At 67.3% G+C, this 18,691-nt stretch carries 18 protein-coding genes and 1 pseudogene; 9 read left to right on the top strand and 10 right to left on the bottom strand.

Features of this window, described 5'->3' with window-relative positions; genetic code table 11:
- Position 1: 1 nt before the first annotated feature.
- From NMLP_RS05925 to NMLP_RS05905, 5 genes and pseudogenes are all read right to left on the bottom strand, one after another.
- On the bottom strand, positions 2-526 hold the full coding sequence (locus tag NMLP_RS05925; RefSeq protein ID WP_015409214.1) for a DUF7287 family protein: 525 nt from the start codon (positions 524-526) through the stop codon (positions 2-4).
- Positions 523-2,538, bottom strand: a complete 2,016-nt coding sequence (locus NMLP_RS05920) for a type II secretion system F family protein (RefSeq protein WP_015409213.1) — start codon at positions 2,536-2,538, stop codon at positions 523-525. The genes NMLP_RS05925 and NMLP_RS05920 overlap by 4 nt, the downstream gene beginning before the upstream one ends.
- An 11-nt stretch (positions 2,539-2,549) precedes the next feature.
- Positions 2,550-4,847 (bottom strand): annotated as a pseudogene (locus NMLP_RS05915) (type II/IV secretion system ATPase subunit); the annotation flags it as partial.
- Positions 4,848-5,189: 342 nt separating this feature from the next.
- Positions 5,190-6,338, bottom strand: coding sequence for a pyridoxal phosphate-dependent aminotransferase (locus NMLP_RS05910; RefSeq protein WP_015409211.1), 1,149 nt, complete (start codon positions 6,336-6,338; stop codon positions 5,190-5,192).
- The gene (locus tag NMLP_RS05905) at positions 6,335-6,823 is read right to left on the bottom strand and encodes an Lrp/AsnC family transcriptional regulator (protein ID WP_015409210.1); all 489 of its coding nucleotides are present in this window, start codon (positions 6,821-6,823) and stop codon (positions 6,335-6,337) included. The genes NMLP_RS05910 and NMLP_RS05905 overlap by 4 nt, the downstream gene beginning before the upstream one ends.
- Before the next feature lie 185 nt (positions 6,824-7,008).
- Here NMLP_RS05905 and NMLP_RS05900 point away from each other — a divergent pair, with 185 nt between their 5' ends.
- The 6 genes from NMLP_RS05900 to NMLP_RS05875 all read left to right on the top strand — a co-directional run bounded on the left by NMLP_RS05900 (position 7,009) and on the right by NMLP_RS05875 (position 12,313).
- Positions 7,009-7,191 carry a hypothetical protein gene (locus NMLP_RS05900; RefSeq protein WP_015409209.1) on the top strand — a complete coding sequence of 61 codons (183 nt, stop codon included), beginning with the start codon at positions 7,009-7,011 and terminating at the stop codon, positions 7,189-7,191.
- A 110-nt stretch (positions 7,192-7,301) separates the two neighbouring features.
- Positions 7,302-8,570 (top strand): MFS transporter, encoded by a 1,269-nt coding sequence (locus NMLP_RS05895; RefSeq protein WP_015409208.1) that lies wholly within the window; start codon positions 7,302-7,304, stop codon positions 8,568-8,570.
- Positions 8,571-8,715: 145 nt separating this feature from the next.
- Entirely contained in the window at positions 8,716-9,303 is a 588-nt protein-coding gene (locus tag NMLP_RS05890; protein ID WP_015409207.1) for an MBL fold metallo-hydrolase, read from the top strand.
- 73 nt (positions 9,304-9,376) lie between these two features.
- Positions 9,377-9,727, top strand: coding sequence for a P-loop NTPase family protein (locus NMLP_RS15395; RefSeq protein ID WP_049926210.1), 351 nt, complete (start codon positions 9,377-9,379; stop codon positions 9,725-9,727).
- Complete coding sequence (locus NMLP_RS05880) at positions 9,727-11,568, top strand: PAS domain-containing protein (RefSeq protein WP_049926208.1); 1,842 nt, start codon at positions 9,727-9,729, stop codon at positions 11,566-11,568. The genes NMLP_RS15395 and NMLP_RS05880 overlap by 1 nt, the downstream gene beginning before the upstream one ends.
- A gap of 100 nt (positions 11,569-11,668) precedes the next feature.
- A complete protein-coding gene (locus NMLP_RS05875; protein WP_015409205.1) occupies positions 11,669-12,313 on the top strand; it encodes a DUF6517 family protein in 645 nt (214 codons plus the stop codon).
- A gap of 39 nt (positions 12,314-12,352) precedes the next feature.
- Here NMLP_RS05875 and NMLP_RS05870 read toward each other — a convergent pair whose 3' ends face one another.
- Genes NMLP_RS05870 through NMLP_RS05860 form a run of 3 tightly spaced genes read right to left on the bottom strand, consistent with a single transcriptional unit; the run spans position 12,353 to position 14,179 of the window.
- A complete protein-coding gene (locus tag NMLP_RS05870; RefSeq protein WP_015409204.1) occupies positions 12,353-12,838 on the bottom strand; it encodes a DUF2062 domain-containing protein in 486 nt (161 codons plus the stop codon).
- 25 nt (positions 12,839-12,863) lie between these two features.
- Positions 12,864-13,505: a hypothetical protein gene (locus tag NMLP_RS05865; protein ID WP_015409203.1), complete on the bottom strand. Its 642-nt coding sequence runs from the start codon at positions 13,503-13,505 to the stop codon at positions 12,864-12,866.
- Positions 13,502-14,179, bottom strand: coding sequence for a hypothetical protein (locus NMLP_RS05860; protein WP_015409202.1), 678 nt, complete (start codon positions 14,177-14,179; stop codon positions 13,502-13,504). Before NMLP_RS05860 ends, NMLP_RS05865 begins: the two co-directional genes overlap by 4 nt.
- A gap of 152 nt (positions 14,180-14,331) precedes the next feature.
- On the opposite strand from NMLP_RS05860, the gene NMLP_RS05855 reads away from it, so the two are divergent.
- Complete coding sequence (locus tag NMLP_RS05855; RefSeq protein ID WP_015409201.1) at positions 14,332-14,586, top strand: MTH865 family protein; 255 nt, start codon at positions 14,332-14,334, stop codon at positions 14,584-14,586.
- Positions 14,587-14,724: 138 nt separating this feature from the next.
- Here the strand turns inward: NMLP_RS05855 and NMLP_RS05850 are convergent, their stop codons facing one another.
- Positions 14,725-15,396 (bottom strand): metal-dependent transcriptional regulator, encoded by a 672-nt coding sequence (locus NMLP_RS05850; protein WP_015409200.1) that lies wholly within the window; start codon positions 15,394-15,396, stop codon positions 14,725-14,727.
- A 118-nt stretch (positions 15,397-15,514) separates the two neighbouring features.
- Between NMLP_RS05850 and hisD the strand changes: the two genes are divergently transcribed.
- A complete protein-coding gene (gene hisD, locus NMLP_RS05845; RefSeq protein ID WP_015409199.1) occupies positions 15,515-16,783 on the top strand; it encodes a histidinol dehydrogenase in 1,269 nt (422 codons plus the stop codon).
- A 118-nt stretch (positions 16,784-16,901) separates the two neighbouring features.
- Here the strand turns inward: hisD and NMLP_RS05840 are convergent, their stop codons facing one another.
- Positions 16,902-18,146, bottom strand: a complete 1,245-nt coding sequence (locus NMLP_RS05840; RefSeq protein ID WP_015409198.1) for an MFS transporter — start codon at positions 18,144-18,146, stop codon at positions 16,902-16,904.
- Positions 18,147-18,285: 139 nt separating this feature from the next.
- Here NMLP_RS05840 and NMLP_RS05835 point away from each other — a divergent pair, with 139 nt between their 5' ends.
- A complete protein-coding gene (locus NMLP_RS05835) occupies positions 18,286-18,660 on the top strand; it encodes a universal stress protein (RefSeq protein ID WP_015409197.1) in 375 nt (124 codons plus the stop codon).
- The last annotated feature ends 31 nt before the right edge of the window (positions 18,661-18,691 follow it).

The raw sequence follows: 18,691 nt of genomic DNA, 5'->3' as shown, positions 1-18,691 counted from the left end.
GCTACCACACCCTCACGGTCAGTCGGTACGGGTCGCCCTCGATCGAGACGGTCCGGGTCGCCACGGCGACGTCGGTGGGGACCGACCCGGAGTTCGATTTGGTCAGCTCGATATCGTCCGGCTCATCGAGGGGCGTTGCTGGGGTGTCGACCGAGGCGTCGAGATCGTGAATGGTGACGTTGTAGTTTCTGTTCGTGACTGCAGGGATATCGTTACTGCCGAGATCATCCCCCGTGGAGCAGTCGTCGTCGCCGCCACCGAAGAACGCTTTCAAACAGCTGGCCGACAGAACCCCCGGTTCGGCCGTCGATGCGGCCAACACGTCGGTCGAGAGCGTCGTCGCGGCCCGGTCGGCGACGACGAGTTTCGTCCCCGACCCGCCCGCGAAGGGGTCGAACATCGTCGGCGCGTAGGCGAGGACGAACAGCACCGTCGTCAGGAAGACGCTCATCGCGATGGCGAAATCGAGCGTCGTCTGGCCGCGGTCGGGGCCACAGGCGACCCGATCCGGTTCGCGGTCGATCATACGAACATGAACACCACCAGCGCGAGCGTCGGCAGGACGACGACGAACTTCAGGCTCGCGAGCACGCTGACCTCGCGGATGTACCCGGCGATGACCCCCGAGATGATCCCCTGGAGCGTCACGGCGTGGAAGAACAGCATCGTCAACTCGTCGATGTCGAGACCGCCGCCGAACCCGCCACCGGCGCCCGGACCGCCCCCACCCCCGCCGCCCGACCCGGCCTGGTCGACGAGACCCGCCATCGTGTCGAGGAACTCGACTTTCAGGAGTGCCATCACGCCGAGTAACGTGACGTAGGTCATGATGATGATGACCATCTGCATCCGGGTCTTCGACTTCCGGTCGCGCTCGATGTCGTCTTGATTCTCGGAGGCCTGGGCGGCCGTCGAGAGCACCTGCGTGATCTGGCTCGACGCCTCCTGGGCCTTCGAGATGAGTTTGACCGTCCGGGCGAGCCGCGGAATGTGGTAGGTGTTGTTGAAATTCCGGAGGGCGGTCCGGAGACTCGTCCCGTAGTTGACCTTCGCGTACATCACCCGAAACTCGTTGGCGAGACGCCCCGAGGAGGTGTCCGCGACGACTTTCAGCGACTCGAGCAGCGTCATGCCGGTGTCGTTCGCGCTCGAGAGCTTCCGGAGGTTGTCGGACAAGTTGTTCGTGATCGCTCGCCGCGAGCGGACGTTCCACTCGTAGAACACCGTCACCGGAACGAGCGTGAGATACAGTGGGACGTACACCCAAAAGAACGTTCCCCGGATCGGGGCGGCGATCATCGCCTCCAGTGCCGTCGGCGCGACGCCCGACTGGACGGCGATCACGACCAACACGAGCGACGCCGGCACGGTGATCGCGAGCGTCGCGAGCGGGTACTCCCGGAAGAAGTGATGGGGCCGTCGGAGGATCGACAGCGTCAGATGCGTCCCCTCTCGGGATTTGATCCGGTCGAAGATCGGATACCGGCCAGCGTAGGCGTCGACCAGGCCGAGCCCGAACATCCCTCTCGATCCCTCTGCTGTTTCGCCCTCTGTTCGGAGGTATCCGTCGCCGATTTCGTCGGGGACGACCGTCGAGACGAGCACGAGAAAGCCGATACCCAAGAGGGGGATCAGCCCGTAGACGGTGCCGTACAACAGCGTATCCTGTGCTTCCCCGAGCATCGACATGATGACCAGGATGATAATCAAAAGCAACGGGAACAGCGAGAGCGTCATGTACATCTCCCCGAACAGTTCGAGCGTCTCGAGAACCGTCTCCTGTTCCTGCCGGGAGGTCCGCATCTGCTTTTCTTTTTGATCCTCGAGAAATCGTTCCATGTCGCCCCCCGAGTTGATGATCGAAAGCATATCGGTGAGGAACTGACTGAGGTCCTCCGAGGGGGTCTGCATCGCCTGGTTCCGGACCGCCGTCCGGTAGTCGGTGTCGAAGTACTCCGTCTCGCGGACGATCGACTGGAACTCCTTTGCGACCTCACCGTAGGTGTCGTCGGCCCGCGCCATCGCCTCGAGGATCTCGAGCTGGTTGAGACCACCGACCGAGAGCGCGTACATGAACGAGACCGAATCGGAGAGCAACACATTGATTTCGCGCTTGCGGGCGTCGGACGCCAGGTAGGGTCTGGCGACCATACCCCCGAACCCCGCACCGAACCCCAACGCACCGAAGAAGAAACCCGAAAAGACGATCAAAAACGGGAGCTTCAGCGCGTTCACCGCCGAGAGATACGGTTCGGGGAGGGGCAATCCGAGCAGTATCGGCGGGTCGGTGACGACGAACGTGACGAGCGCCCACCCGAGGACGGTCCCGACCGCCCAGAGCGAAAGCCCGGCAAACACGCCGAGAGCGAGCGATATCGAGAGATAAAACTCCACCGTCCGGGGGATCCGCGCTTCGGCTAGTTTGCGCTCGAGGTCGCCCACGAAGTCGCTGTTCTCGTCGAAGAGCCGTTGATACAGCGGATAAAACACGTCCGCGACCGCGTCGGTGCCCGAAGTGGGGGCGGATCGGACGCTCATGAGGCCCGGCCGTCCTCGCCGTCGCGGTCGCCGGGTGGAGAGCGATCAGTCGGCTCCGAATCCGTGGACGGGTCCGTGTCTGTGCCGTCCGCCTGTCCCGTCCCGCGCCCGCCGTCCGTCGTCGCCGTCCCGTCCGGGTCGCCTGCGCGATCGACGGCGCCGTCGCCGGACTCGACGTCGACACCGGCGGCGTCGATCGGCCCGGAGGTGCCCTCCCGTCGGGGGCCCAGCACGTCGACATCGTCGACAGCCTCGATATCGAGCGCCTCGGCGACCCCCTCGGCGACCCCGCCGGTACGGTACTCCTCGAGGAGGGGTTCGGCCTCCTCGAGGATCCCCGCGGTCTTTTCGAGCATCTCGGTGCTCGCCTCGGGGCGTGGAACCATCGCCTCCTTTTCGGGATCGATGTCGATCTCGACGGACTCCATCTCCCGGAGGTCCTCGAGAGACCGTTCGAGGTGTCCGGTCGCCATGAGCGTGAGGATCGTCTCGGGATCGTTGATAAACGCCTGCAGCGTCGCCGCAACCTGCGTGTAGGTGTTGAGCCCTTCGTGGATCAGATACGCCAACACGAGTTCGTGGAGGAATATTTCCTCGTCGAGTTCCTCTCGAGACCAGCCCCGATCGAAGGCGATCGTATCGAGCGTGCTCGAATCGCCCATGCTGAGGAACGTGTCGCTTTGGGCCTGCCACTGGTAGACGTCCTTGACGTTGATCTCGTCGTTTTCGGGATCGTAATGGTTGATTTCCGTGATCGATTTGGTCCGTCTGACCTTGTTGCCTCTGATCCGGGTCTGGCTTTGGACCGAGACGAGATCCAGCGCCGTGAACATCGTCTTCGAGACGTTGATCGGATCGGTCGTGAACCGTTTTATTACCTCCCCGACGGAATCGGCGTGGAACGTCGTCAGCGTCGTGTGCCCGGTCGACATGACTTGGAACAGCGTCCGCCCCTCCTCGCCACGGATCTCCCCCATAACGATGTATTCGGGGCGCTGCCGGAGGGCGGCCTCCAGCAGATCGAACTCGTCGACGTCGCCCTTGTCGTCCTCGCCGAACGAGGGTCGGGTGACGCTTGCGATCCAGTTTCGCTGGGGCAACTCGACTTCGCGCGTGTCCTCGATCGAGACGATCTTCGCCTTGCTCGGGATGAAAAGCGAAACCGCATTCAGCGAGGTCGTCTTCCCGGACGCCGTCCCGCCGGCGAAGATGAGCGACTTTTGATTTTCGATGCTGAGCCACAGGAACGCCATCTGTTCGAGCGAGAAGGTGTTCCAGTTGATCAGGTCGATCGGGGTGTGGGGGACCTCCTTGAACTGCCGAATAGTGTAGTTCGTTCCGTGGTCCGAGACCTCCCGCCCGAGCGTCAACTGGGCACGGGAGCCGTCCGGCAGCGTCGCGTCGACCTGCGGACTCCGCTTGGAGATCCCCTTCCCGGAGCGCTGGGCGAGTTTGACCACGAACTCGTCGAGTTCCTCGGTGCCGTGATAGATGTTCGTGATGATCTGTTCGTACTCGGAGTGGTACACGAAGACGGGCGAGTCGTACCCGTCACAGGAGATGTCCTCGACGTTGATGTCGTGTGTGATCCCGTCGATCCGCTCGAACCCGAGGAAGTCCCGCTTGAGAAAATAAAACAGCTTCTCGATTTGGTGTTCTGTGAGCGTCCTCGATCCCTCCTCTAGGACGGCGGGTTCGGGGCGGGCGGCGATCCCCCGGAGTTCACGGGGGGCGTCGCGTTCCGCCTCGGAGGTGTCGCCGCCGAAGCCCAGCCGCTCTCGGATCGGGTCGAGTAGTTCTGTGGCCGCCCGTATCGACTCGAACCGTCCGCCGCCGTCCGAACCCGCCCTGTCGGCGTAGAGGTCGTACCGGTCGAGGAGGTTGTGGGTCTCCGTCTCGATGACCCGCTCGCGGGCGTCCTCGCCGTCCTGCATGACAACCTCGTCGTCGGAGTACTTGATAGACGTCTTGAGCTTTCCGACGAGGAACTCCCGGAGGTCGGTCTCCAGCGGGGTGAGATGCGGCTCGACGAGGTAGTATTTCCGTTCGTTTTCCTTCTCGGAGTGAAAGATCACGACGAACGCGTATGGTTTGTTGACCCAGTATCGATCGACCTCGTGAAGGTAGTCTTTCTTTTCCGCCAGCACCGTCCGCTCGAGATCGTATCTGGTGACGACGGTCGTCGTCCCGTCGTCATTCGAAAAGAACGCGTCCTCGTCGAGGTTGGGGTCGACCCGGAGCGTCCGTTCCTCGATCCGGGCGCTGACCGCCGCGGCGGCGTCGCTGCCGGCTTCGAGGCGGTCGCGGAGTTCCGACGTCGAGTCGGCGGTGCCATCGCCGACGCCTCCGGCGTCCGTCCCGGCGTCGCCCCCGTCAATTGGGTCCGAATCGGCCTGTTTCGGTGGCTCCTCTTCGGGCGGATCGGAGCGGTCGGCATCCCCGTCGTCCCCGGACGCGCCGGGCGACGTGGAATCCGACTCGCCGGACGACGCCGGCGCTGGGGGCGCGTCGACGCCGTCGTCCGAGCCACCAGTCGACATACCGGATATTTCGCGTGCTCGTTGAAAAATGGTTCCCCAGGGTCGAGTCGTGTAAGCGGTCGAGCGGCGCCTATCGGGGATCGCCGCGCTGACAGGACGAACCGTTCGACTCTATGCCGGCGAGACGAATCGTTCGAGACGATCCATCGCTTCGCGGAGTTCCTCTAATCCCGTCGCGTAGGAGGCCCGAAGGTGACCCTCGGCGCCGGCCCCGAAGGCGGTCCCGGGAACCATCGCGACGGACTCGGCCTCGAGGAGGTCCTCGGCGAACCGTTCGGCGTCGTCGCCGGGACACTCCGGGAAGACATAAAAAGCTCCCGTCGCCTCGAAGCAGTCGATCCCCATCTCCTCGAACCGCGAGAGGACGAAATTCCGCCGCCGGTCGTACTGCGAGCGCATCGCCTCGACGTCCTCGCGGCAGTTCCGGATCGCTTCGATGCCGGCGTGTTGGGCGGTCGTCGGGGCCGACAGCATCGTATATTGGTGGACTCGGTTCATCGCTGCAATCACTTCTTCGGGGGCCATCGCGTAGCCGAGCCGGAGCCCCGTCATCGCGTAGGCCTTCGAGAACCCGTTGAACACGACGGTCCGCTCGCGCATTCCGTCGAGTTCGGCGATCGAGACGTGATCGCCCTCGTATGTGAGGTCGGCGTAGATCTCGTCGGAGAGGACGTCGACATCGTGTTCGCGGCAGAACGCAGCGACATCGGCCAGTTCCGAGCGGTCCATCGTCGCCCCCGTGGGGTTGTTCGGATAACAGTAGACGAGCAGATCCGCGGACTCCGCGCCCGCTGCCCGGAGTGCCTCCGGCGTCAGCGCGAACTCGTCTTCGACGCGCGTCGGCACGTCGAGGACCTCACCGCCGGAGAACGCGACGCCGGGGGTGTAGGAGACGTAACACGGCTGGGCGACGGCGACAGTGTCGCCGGGGTCGACCAGTGCGCGGAAGGCGAGATCGATCGCCTCGCTCGCCCCGGCGGTGACCAACACCTCGCTGTCGGGATCGTACTCGAGGTTCCACCGGCGGACGTCGGCGGCGATCGCCTCGCGGAGTTCCCGCTTGCCGCGGTTGGCAGTGTAGGCGGTCTGCCCGCGTTCCAAGGCGGTGATGGCGGCCTCTCGGGCCGACCACGGGGCCGAGAAGTCCGGCTCGCCGACGCCGAGGGAGATCACGTCGTCCATCTCCTCGGCGAGTTCGAAGAAGCGTCTGATCCCCGAGGGCGGCACGTCCGCGACCCGCCCGGAGGGTTCGAGCGTCATGGCGTGACCGAGAGACGATCGTCGTCGTCTCCGTCGTCGAAGCGATGGCCGCCCTGTTTGTACGTCTCCATGATGTAGTGGGTGACCGTCTGGGTGATCTCCGGGATCGGGGCCACCTTGTCGCTGATGAACCGTGAGACCTCGCGCATATTCTCGCCCTCGACCTCGAGGGCGAAGTCGTAGTCGCCGGAGACGAGCCGAAGCCCCTGGACCTCCCGAAAGCCCGCGACCCGTTCGGCCACGTCGCGGTAGCTCGTCTCCCGATCCAGGGTGACGTTGAGTTCGACGTGAGCTTGCACCCGGTCGTCGTCGACGGCATCCCAGTCGACGACCGCGGTGTAGCCCTGGACGATCCCCTCGGCCTCGAGTTCGGCGATCGTCTCCTCGATGGTCGCCTCGGAGAGCCCGGTGAAGCGGGCGAGGTCCGCCGTCGAGTACCGAGCGTTCTCGCACAGAAGCTCCAACAGTTCGTCGGCGTGCTCCATACAGTATAGGGCGGCAGCGCGAACTAAAACGTTGCGAGCCACGAGTGGCCGGTGCGTTCGCGGGATCGGACGGCGCCCCCTCGGGCATTAATATAATGATCCTTTATGAGGGTCGGCATATAAGGTCATAGATTGACAATTTATTTCTCGATACTATTATTATGTCCCGTCCCCTCGGAGGAGATATGCAACAGCACGCGTTGCGGACCGCGATGACCCTGTACGAGGGCGGAACACTGGACCTGCCGACGGCCGCCACCCGGGCCGGCGTCTCCGAGGACCGCCTCCGCCGGGCCGTCCGACGCGCCGGCGGGTCCGTCCCGACACCCGACGTCGACGCCGGTCGGGTCGCCGTCGGCGCCGACTGAGCCCCGTAGACGACCGCGACTGCGTTGCTCGTTATATAAACGGCCGCGATGCTCCGGGCGGTCCCCAACGCGATCCGAACCGACTTATATACCCGTGTCGAACAGCCGCCGTGACGCGCCGCCCGGCACCGCTCGTGATCGGACTCGTAGCGGGCTCTCACGCCGTCAACCACGCGTACCTGTTGCTCTTTGCTCCCGCGTTTTCGCTCTTGGGCGAGGAGTTCGGCGTCTCGCTGGCGGCCGTCGGGCTCGCGCTCGGAGTCGTCAACCTCGTCGTCACCGCTGGACAACTTCCCTTGGGGTACGTCTCCGACGCCTACAGCCACACGGCGGTACTCGTCGGTTCACTCGCGTTCGGCACGCTCGGGTGTCTGCTGGCCGCGGTCGCGCCGACGTACGAGTGGTTGCTCGCCGCCGCGGCGGTCATGGGACTCGGCGTCGCCGGCCACCACCCCGCCCACTACCCGCTCATCTCCGCGACGACGACGGACGCCTACCGATCGCGGGCCTACAGCGTTCACGGCTTCGCCGGCGCGGTGGGGCTTGCGGTCCCCTTCGCCGTTCTCCCGGCGTCGCTGGCGCTCGGCGGCGGCTGGCGGGACGCCTTCTTCGCCGTCGGTGTCCTCGGGGGACTCTACGCCGTCGGCACGGCCCTCGCCGTCCGGCGGGTTCCCCGCTCAATCGCCCGGGCCGGGGCGCTGGCTCGCGCCGACGCCGAGAGCAAGGGCGGCCCCATCGGCGGGCACCGGTGCCGCGATCGGTTGCGGGCGGTCACCGGCCGACTCCGGGGGTACGCCCGCACGCTCGCCGGGTCGCCCGTCGTCCTGGTTCTCACCGCGCTGTGGTTCGTCAACAGCGTCGCCGCCTGGGGTATCCGGGCGTACGCCGCGACGCTTCTGGATCAGGGGTACGGACTGTCGCCGGGACTCGCGAACACCGTCGCGAGCGCGATGCTCGCCGTCGGGGCCGTCGTGTTGCTCGGCGGCGGGTATCTCGCCGATCGGACCGGCCCGATGGCGATGCTGTTCGCGGGGTACGGCTCCCTCGTCGTCCTCGCCGTCGTCGTCGCGAACGGACTCCTCCCGGCGATAGCCGCGGTCGGGGTCGTGGTGTTTTTGGCGGCGACGATCGACCTCTCGCGGCCTGCCCGGTCGACGCTGACCGACCTGGCCTCCGAGCGCAGCGACGTCGGCAAGAACTTCGCGCTCATCACGCTCGGCGTCTCCGGCGGCGGCGCGGTCGCGCCGCCGGCCTTCGGATATATCATTGAGGCGACAAGCGTCGGTGTGGCGTTCCTCGTCGTCGCGGCCACCGCCGGCCTCGCCCTCGTACTCTCCGCGTGGGTCGGCCGGTTTCAGGGCGGACGCGCAGGTATATAAATATCGCCCGACATTAGCATAACCGGTATATAAATATCGCCCGACATTGGCATAACCGGTATATAAATATCGCCCGACGGGAGGTGTCGTCCCGATCTGGATCGTAGTAGAAACACGGAAGCGGCTGCCGCGGCTACCGGCCCGTATGTCCACCGTCCGGAACATCGCGCGCGGCGTCCAGTCGTTCACCAGCAACGCCTTCCTCGTCGACGGCGAACGGAGCGTCCTCGTCGACGCGGGCAGCGGCTTCGACGCCGTCGAGCGAATCGAGGCGGCGACCGGGACGCTCGATGCGGTCGCGCTCACCCACACCCACCCGGACCACGTCGGGAATCTCGAATCGGTCGTCGAAGCCTTCGACGTCGACGTCTGGGGGTTCGACCCCGACAGCGGGTTTGTCGACCACGCGGTCGCCGACGGCGACGGGATCCGGATCGGCGACGAGGACTACGAGGTCCTCCACACGCCGGGGCACAAAGACGATCACGTCTGTCTGTACTCGGCGGCTGCCGGGGCGTTATTCGCCGGCGATCTGGTGTTCGCCGACGGCGGCTACGGCCGGACCGACCTCGAGGAGGGCGACCACGGGGCGCTCCTCAACAGCCTCGAGTACCTGCTTTCGAGCGTCGACAGCGCGCTTTCGACGATGTACGTCGGCCACGGCCGCACCGTCGACGCCGACCCGAAACACCACATCGAACTCGCCCGACAGACTGCTCGAATGCGCGCCTGAAGCGGCCGGCGCCCCCGAGCCGGGGAGCCGCCGGTCACAACCGTTATATCTCGTAGCTCTATACCCAATGTGTATGACCACTGCGGGGCAGACATGGGCCCGGATCCCCTCCGGAACTCCCGGGGTGGACGTGGGGCTGTGCGGCGGGGTCATCGGCGGGCAGACGACGCTCGTCAGCGGCGATCCGGTCGCCACCGACGAGGGGATCAGCTACCTCGCCGACAACATCGTTTTCCTGCGGTACGTCGGGAGCGACGGCGGGATCCGGGAGCCGATCGGCGTGTTGAAGAAACGCTTCGGGGACTTCGAGCGTACCGTGCGGGAGTTGTCGATCACGTCCGAGGGCGTCGTGCTCGGCGAGAAAACGACCGGGCTCCGTGGAGCGTTGACGGGGATCCCCGGGCGGACGGCGGCAGACGACTGATGGACGACTCCCCGACCCCGCCGGGCGGGTTCGAGGCGCCGTTCGGCGGGACAGACACCCCACGTATCGGGCTCGGGATCGACAACCGGCGCAACCGAGAGCTCCTCTCGGAGCTACTCTCGGAGTACGAGGCCGTCGAACTGGAGGACCGCGTCGGGTCGGAAACGGATCTCTGTGTCGTCGACCCCGGCGGGTTCGACCGGCTCGCGGCCGACATCGAGCGCTGGAAGGCCGAACAGCGACCGGCGGCGGCGCCGGCGCTCCTCTTGGCGAACGCCCCGGAGCCGGCGATCTGGGACGAGTACGCCGACGCGATGGGCCGAAAGCTCGACGCCGTCCAGTCGACCTCGGCTCCGAAGCGCGCGATCTTGATCCGCGTTCGGGGGTTGCTCCAGATGCGTCGGTTCTCCCGCGCCGCGAAGGAGCGCCACGAACGGCTCGAGCTGTACGAGCGGGCGATGGACGGCGCGAACGTCGGGATCACGATCGCCGACGCCGACGAACCGGATCTGCCGTTGGTCTATATCAACGACAGCTTCGAGGCGATCACCGGCTACGGCCCGGCGGAGTCCCTCGGGCGAAACTGCCGGTTCCTGCAGGGCGAGGGAACCGACCAGCGAACCGTCGACCGGGTTCGGGCTGCCCTGGAGGCCGAGGAGCCGGTTTCGGTCGAGATCCTGAACTACCGGGCGGACGGCGAGCCATTCTGGAACGACCTCAAGATCGTGCCGGTGACCGACGGGGACGGCGAAGTGACGCACTTTCTGGGGTTCCAAGACGACATCACCGAGCGCCGACAGCGCGAGATCGACCTCGAACAGTACGAGCAGGTGATGCAGTCCATCGACGATCCGATCGTCGTCTTGGACACCGAGCGGTGCGTCGAACTGTCGAACGCCGCCGCCGCCGAGCTGCTTGGCGAGGACGACGAGCTCGCAGTGGGGACACCGGTTTCGGCCCTGTTCCCGCCCGGCGCCCGCGAGGACGTACGGCGGGCGTTGACCGACATCGAACGCTCCGAGGAGCCACAGGAGTGTCAGTTCGCGCTGCCGGCCGCGGACGGCGAACGGCAGGTGTTTCAGTTCCGGTTCCAGCGCGAGCGGAACACGGCGGATCGACCGGTCGCCCGAACCATCGTCGTCGGCCGGGACGTGACGACGCTCCGGGAGTACCAAAACCGGCTGTCGGTCCTCGATCGGGTGCTCCGGCACAACCTCCAGAACAAACTCACGGTGATCGCGGGCAACACGGACCTGCTCACCGACCGGCGCGAGGAACTTTCGTCCGAGGCGATCGCGGACATCGCCGACAGCGTCGACGCCGCCGTTGCAGATCTGCTCGGTCTCACGGAAGCCGCCCGCCAGTTTCACCGGAGCATCGAACCGGGCGATCGGGCCGGGTCGGATGCCGACCTTTCGGATCTCGTCGAGGAGGTCGTCACGGCTGCCCGGCGGCGGTATCCCGGCGCCGACATCGAGTTCGACGCTCCGGAGCCGGTCGCGGCGACTATCCCCTCGACGCTCCGATTGGGTCTCGACGGGATCATCGAAAACGCCGTCGAGTACGCCACCTCGTCCGAACCGCACGTCGTCGTTGCGGTCCTCGATCAGCCGGAGGAGAATCTCGCGGAGATTCGCGTCGCTGACGACGGTCCCGGTATCCCCGACCGCGAGCGCGAGGCGCTGCGGCGTGGCGGCGAGACCGCCCTCGAGCACCTCCAGGGGCTCACCCTGTGGCTCGTCAGTTGGGCCGTTCGGAGCGTCGGCGGTGAGTTCCGGATCAACGGTCGTGATCCCTCCGGTACGGTCGTCGTCCTCCGGTTGCCCCGCGCCGAAGCGTGAGGCCGCGATCCCCGGTCTGTCCGCGTCCCCGTTCCGATCCGGTCTCGCAACCCCGCATATGGCCAACAGAGGCATATCCCCTCGGACACTCGTAGGGGACATGAGACGACGGACACTTCTCGGCGGGGCTGTGGGGATCGCGGCTTCGGCGGCCGCGGGCTGTCTGGGCGCCGTCGGTATGGACGAATACGAGGCGACGCCGGCCGGCGTGGATCCGGCGGTCCGGGAGGAGACGGGGTACGAACAGACAGCCGTCGAAGAGCAGGTCATCGAGCGGACGGTCGACGCCGGCGTCTCCGAGGAGATCACGGTCCGGAACTATCTCACCGAACACCAGAAGGGGGTCGATCTCGGACCGATCGGCACCGTACAGGCGGCTACGTTTACGGTGTTCACGTCCCCGAAGATCTCGATCGCCGGGCGGGGACTCAACCCGATCGCGGGGATGTCGGCGGCCGAACTCATCGAGGCGATCGAGAGCGATTCCGAGGGGCTGTCGGACGTCGAACGCGTCGAGGACGGCGAGGCGACCGTCCTCGGGCAGTCGACTGCCGAGTCGCTGTTCGAGGCCGAGGCCGAACTCGATGCGGGGGTCTCCGTCGACGTGAATCTCCACGTCACCGAGAGCGTCGAGACGACCGACGACCACCTCGTCACGATCGGGGTGTATCCACGCGAGGTCGAAGCGGCCGAGGCGGACAACGTCGCCGCGATGAGAAGCGGCGTCGTCGAGCGCGTGGAATGATGGCCGACGCTTCGAATCCGGCCCGCGCGCCGGACGCCCTCATTTCAGGCCGACATCGGGAAGCAACTCCGCGACGTCGGCCTCGCGCGCCCGAAACGACGTGACGAGCCGAAGGACGACGACGTACCCAACGGCGGTCAACGCGACGGCCAAAATCAGGTTGCCGACGAGCAATCGGGCGAGGATCCCCGGTCCCGCCGACAGCGATATTTCCGCCGGTGTCGTTCCGGGGACCGGCCCGAGGAGCACGGATCCGAGCGAGAAGCTCGCGGCGTAGACGCCCCACTTCACGACGGGGTTGAGGACGACGACGGACGCAAAGAGCGCTAGTTTGCTGATCCGCTCGACGAGCGCAACGAGCGCGAAAAAGACCAGAAAGCCGGCCCCGAGCGTCGGCAACGCAGTAACGAACACCCCGACCGCGAAGCTCCCGGCGACGTCGCCGGGTGGGTGTTCCTCGGCGAAGGCCGCCTCGAGTTCGACACAGACCCGGCGGCGGTAGTCGGCGATCCGGCCACGAAGCATATGTCACGCTCGCGCCCGGCCTGCTTCAACCTTCCCCGTCCGGGTCGGCACCGAGCGCCGCGAGCGCTCGCTCAGTGGCCCCCATGAGGTGGGCCTGCCCGAACGCCGCGACGGCGAGCGCGCCGACGAAATTGAACACGAGATCCAAGACCGTATCATCGAGGCCGTGCTGGGCGAGCGGCATCGGGACGCCCGTCGCATCAGCGGCGACGTCGAGGCCGAACTCGAAGAGCTCCCATACCACGGCGAACGCCAGGACGACGACGAGGGTGTAAATAAAAAAGAACTGCCGGGGCAGGTAGATCCGGTCGCTGTGGATGTCGACAGCGCGGGCGAACGTGTAGCCGACCCCCGCGACGAGCGAGGCGGACATGGCGTGCGTCAGGTGGTCCCACCACCCGACGACCGCGTAGAGCCCGGCCGATCCGGCCGTGTGGAGGAACACGGCGAGCGTGATCCAGAGGCCGAGCCAGGGGTCGATCGGGATCCGATAGTTGCGTTCCAAAAGCGCCGGGACCGACGTGATCAAAAGCGAGATCGTCCCGTTCGTGATCGCCTTTGGCTCGCCGGCCACGACGCCGTACCCGACGAGCGCGGCCAGCGCGGCCCGCATCCCGAGTGTTATCCGTCGCTGGTTTGCCATCGACGGGCGGGGGAGAAGCCTCACCGTCGGACCACCCGCCGGAGGTGACGGCCCAGCCGCCGCCCGCGCCGTTTGAAATACGCATCGAAGAGCACGCCAGCGGCCAGCCCGGCGAGCGCGACCCGGAGAAACTCGATCATGAGCGCGGCGTTGGCCGCATCGGCGGTCGTCGTCGGGGCAGAGAGGAACTCGGTGCCGAGCAGTCTGTCGGCGCTCCACCGGGCGACGGCCCACGCTCCGGCCGAGGCCAGCGTCGTCATCACGACGAAGACGATGGCGAACCAGTGTGTCATCCGCATCGTCGTGAACATGTGCAACTCGACAGTGACGACGAGCGCCAGCCCGGCGACGGAGAGGTAGTACGCGAACGTTCCGAGCTCCCTGCCGAAGAGCCCACGGACCAGGATCGGGGCGAGCGCGAGCACGAGCACCTCCCAGGGAAGCATCACCCGCCAATCGCGGTGGGCAATCGGGGGGACGAGGACGATAGCGCCCGTGACGGCGACGAAAGGGATCCACAGGCGGTCGAAATCGAGGACGCTCTCGGCGAGGGTGACCCCGAGCACGGCGACGAGCGGCCACGCGAGCATCGCGTTGCCCCGCCCGCCGCGAAACAGCGTCGCGAGCAGGTCTTCCGGCGGGGGCGACGGCCCGCGTTCGCCGTCGGGTGCGTCCGCGCGCGCCGGTTCGTCGTCCATACCGTCGAATCACCCTCGTGGCACATAAGCCCCGGCAGTCGACCGGAACGTTGCCGGGACGTCGGCGGCCCCTACCGACGCAGACCGACAGCGCACCTCGGATCGACCGGAACAGAACACTCAATTACGTGTGCAGTGTAGCCGAAGCCACGATGGCAGACAAAGCCGAGCTCCGACGGCAGTTCACCGAGGCGTTCGAGGGCGCCGAGTTCCCAGTCGAGGGGCCGATGGACCTCGTTCCCGCGTTGCCGGAGGGTCCCGGTACGACGTTCGAATCGGACGAGTTCTCGATGACCGCGATGGAACTCAACGCGAAGTCGGGCGACCAACAGTCGTTCCCCTACGAGTCCGTCGAGGAGCTGGTCGACGACCTCATGGAGGGCCTCGAATCCAAGGATCTCTTTTAAAACTGTGCCCCAGATTTGTAAGTAGCATCGGGCGACGACCCCCTCTTGGCAGTCCAAACGGGTCGCCCCCATCGAGGCGGCTCGGTCGTGTCCGCTGCGTCGAGGCCTCCGATCCCGCCGACAGCGATTTGTTCCCCGTCACGTCTCGGCTTCGGCGGTCGGCGCGGTCTCGATCGACCGGGCGATCTCCTCCGGGAGGCTCTGCTCGCCCCCGGGTGTCCGAACGGTAACGAGGCCGAACGGCGCGATCTCGACGGTCTCGATCTCGACGCCGGGTTCGACGCCGGCGGCGGCGAGATACCGCAGCGCCTCGTCACTTTGGTTTCGAATCCGCTTGACTACGGCCCGCTCGCCCTCGGCGACGTCGATGAGCCGCGACCGACCGGACGCCTCGGGCAACTCGAGGTTCGCGTCCGGGATCGGGTCGCCGTGGGGGTCGACGCCCGGGTTGTCGAGCACCTCCGCGATGCGGTCGGTCAGCTCGGCCGAGACGTGGTGTTCGAGGCGGTCGGCCTCCTCGTGGACGTCGGCCCAGTCGTAATCGAGCCGTTCGCTCAAGAACGACTCGAGGAGGCGGTGGTGTCTGAGGATTTCGAGGGCGACGACCTCGCCCTCCTCGGTGAGCGTCACGCCGCGGTACTCCTCGCGGTCGATCAGGCCGCGCTCTGTCAGCTTCTTGAGCATGCTCGAAACCGTCGGGGCGGTGACATCGAGGGCATCGGCGAGTTCGGCGGTGCCGACGCGCTCGCCGGTGTCGTTCTCGATCGCGTAGACGGCCTTGATGTAGTCCTCCATGACGGCGCTCAGCATCGTCGTCCCGTAAGCTACCGACGCGCATAGTGTTTGTGTCACGGCCGATCGGCACCGCGAGGCGGTCGGCCCGGGGGTCGATAGAAACCGATTTCCGCCCCGCGGCCGACGGTCGTGTATGAACGTGAGAGCCGTTGCCGATCTCTCGCCGGACGAGCGGGCGGCGTTCTTCGAGCGCGACGCCGGCATTGAGGGAGCCCGCGAGACGGCCGGAGATATCCTGGACCGGGTCGAATCGGAGGGCGACGTCGCCCTCCGGTCGTACGCCAGCGAGTTCGACGGCGTCGAGGTCGGCAACATCGACGTCACCGACGAGGCCGAGCGCGCCTACGAGGCGATCGATCCGGACCTCCAGGAAGCGATCGAGACCGCGGCCGAGAACATCCGCGTCTTCCACGAACGGCAGGTCCCCGACGACTGGCGGGCGAACGTCGACGGCCGGGAGTTGGGTCGCCGATACCGGCCCCTCTCTCGGGTCGGCGTCTACGCGCCCGGCGGGACCGCGGCGTACCCCTCGAGTGTGCTTATGGGCGTCGTCCCCGCCGTGGTCGCGGGCGTCGATCACGTCGCCGTCGCGACGCCGCCCGCGGAGGACCTCCCGGCGGCGACGCTCGCGGCGGCCCACGTCGCCGACGCCGACGCGGTCTATCAGGTCGGCGGCGCCCAGGCAGTCGCGGCACTGGCCTACGGGACCGAGACGGTCGCCCCCGTCGAGAAGATCGTCGGTCCGGGCAACAAGTGGGTCACGGCGGCGAAAGCCGCGGTCCGCGGCGACGTCGAAATCGACTTCCTCGCCGGTCCCTCCGAGGTGCTCGTCGTCTGTGACGGGACGGCCGATCCCGACCTCGTGGCGGCCGACCTGCTCGCCCAGGCCGAACACGACCCGAACGCCTCCGCGGTCTGTGTCACCGACGACGCGGCGACCGCCGAGGCGGTCGCCGACGCCTGCGAACGACAGCTCGGAGCGCGCGACCGCCGGGAGGTAATCGAGGCGGCGCTCGACAACGACGCCTCCGGCGTACTCTACGCCCGCTCGATGTCGGAGGCCGTCCTCTTCGCGGAGGAATACGCCGCCGAGCACCTCTCGATCGTCGCGGCCGACGAGGAGGCGATCTTGGACCGGATCGACTCCGCGGGGAGCGCTTTTTTGGGCGAGACCGCGCCGGTCGCGGCGGGCGATTACGCCTCCGGGCCGAATCACGTCCTCCCGACGGGAGGGCTCGCGGCCGTTGCCGGGGGGCTCTCGGTGGATCACTTCCTGCGGTCGACGACCGTCCAGAAGCTCGACGGGGACGCCCTCGCCGACCTCCGGGAGACCGTAACGACGCTGGCCCGCGCCGAGGGGCTCGAGGCCCACGCCGAGAGCGTCGAGAAACGCTTCGAGTGACCGCCTCGGGACCCCCCGCCCCCGAGCGACTGGATGGCTTGACCCACGGACACGACGGGGTTCGCGCGCCGCCTTCGGGACCGACGGGTCCCCGGAGTTCGTCGTCGAGTACCCCGGCTCAGGGATCGACTGTGAGCGGGGTCGAGACGGTATCGTACGTTTCGACCAGTCCCCACGCCACGATAGCCGTCGCGAGGACGCCGAGGAGGCTCGCGGCGGCGAAGGCGGTCTCGTAACTCGCGAGCGTCGCGACCCCGCCGACGACTGTCGGCCCCACGACCCCGCCGAGACCCTTCGCCGTCTCCCGGATCCCCATCAACTCCGACTCCCGGCCGTCGGGCGCGACGTCGCTTATAAACGCCAGTCCGCCGATCGTCATCGCGGAGAACGACGCCCCCAGCACGACGAACGTCGCCGCGCCGAGGACGAGCCGCGAGACACCTGGGGGGACGAGCGTCAGTCCGGCGACGAGCAGCGCGAACGCTGCGCTGCCGCCCATTCCTGCGACGACGAGGGGTTTCCTGCCGGTTCGGTCGGCGACTACCCCGAGGGCGTACATGAACCCGACCTGCGAGCCGTGATTGAACGCGAGCAAGGCGCCCATCGCGAGCTCGGCGACGCCGATGACCCGGATCAGGTAGGGCGCGACGACCGCCATGATCCCGAGCACGGCGACGTTCCGCAGCGCGACGGCGACGTAGAGCCACGCGAGCCCGTTGCGCCGGAGGTGCCCCCGCTCGTCCGGCGCCGGAAGCAGCCGCCGTCGCGTCTCGGCGAGTACCGCCCCCAGCGACGGGGACTGTTCCGGAGTCGGCGTCGGGTCGGCGACGAGCAATAGCGCGACCGTCGAGACGGCGGTGACCGCCGCGACCGCCCAGTAGATAGCGACCGGAGCGACGTACTCCAGGGCCGCGCCGACAGCGACGTAGCCGACCGCGGACCCGCCGGAGCGCGCGCTGTTGAAAATGCCGATCGATCGGCCTCGCCCGTCGGTGCCGCCGTGATGGCTCGCAATAGAGAGTGCAACCGGCGCGAAGCCGGCCAGGAAGGCGGCGTAGACGCCCCGCGAACCGATCGCGACCGCGACCGAGTCGACGGCAACGAGCGGCACCACGGCCGCCACACCGCCGGCCCCAGTGAGGAGCAACACGGCGCGACGGCGCCCGGTGATGTCCGCGATCGCGCCCCAAAACGGCGACCACAGCATCAGACCGGCGTAGTACGCCGTCCCAACGAGCCCCGCGGCGAAGGCCGACGCGCGTGCCTCGACGATCACCGCCAGCGCCGTCCCCATGAGGATCGCGCCGGTGAACCGGGTGACTGTCGCGAGCGCGAGCGCGAACCACTGCCGACGCCCCGTCATGATCGGTCGCTCGCGGCGTCCGTCCCTAAGCCCCCCGGTTCGGGGCGGCGGTCGCGGGCGTCCCTCGAACGCTTCCTCGAAAGCCCCGCGACCGCCGGCCCACCGAAACGTTCGAGCGTCGCGTCGCCGAAACACCCCTATGCGGGTTCTGATCGCCACCGACTCGGTACACACGACCGCCGCCGCCTGCGACTACCTCGAGCCGCGACTCGACGGGGACGACGCCGTCGCCGTCGTGACCGTCCCGACGGACGAGGCCCGCGACGCGGCGGACGCGCTGAACGTCGCGACCGCCCGGTTGCTCGGACGCGCCGACGTCGAAACGACACGACTCGACGCGGGTGAGGACGCCGCCGACGCGATCCTCGCCGCGGTCGACGAGCGCTCGCCCGACACTGTCGTCGTCGGGCGGCACGCCGGAACGCCCGGGGCCAGCCCCGGGTTGGGCGGGACGGCCCGCCGCGTGGTCGAGGGAGCAGGCGTCCCGGTGGTTGTAGTGGTGCCGTCGGCCTGATCGCTGCCCGCCGGCGGGTTTGAAATACCCC

The sequence above is a fragment of the Natronomonas moolapensis 8.8.11 genome, from assembly GCF_000591055.1.
Lineage (GTDB): Archaea > Halobacteriota > Halobacteria > Halobacteriales > Haloarculaceae > Natronomonas > Natronomonas moolapensis.
The sequence above is the reverse complement of the archived record's forward strand: the minus strand, read 5'-3'. Positions and strand labels throughout refer to the sequence as shown.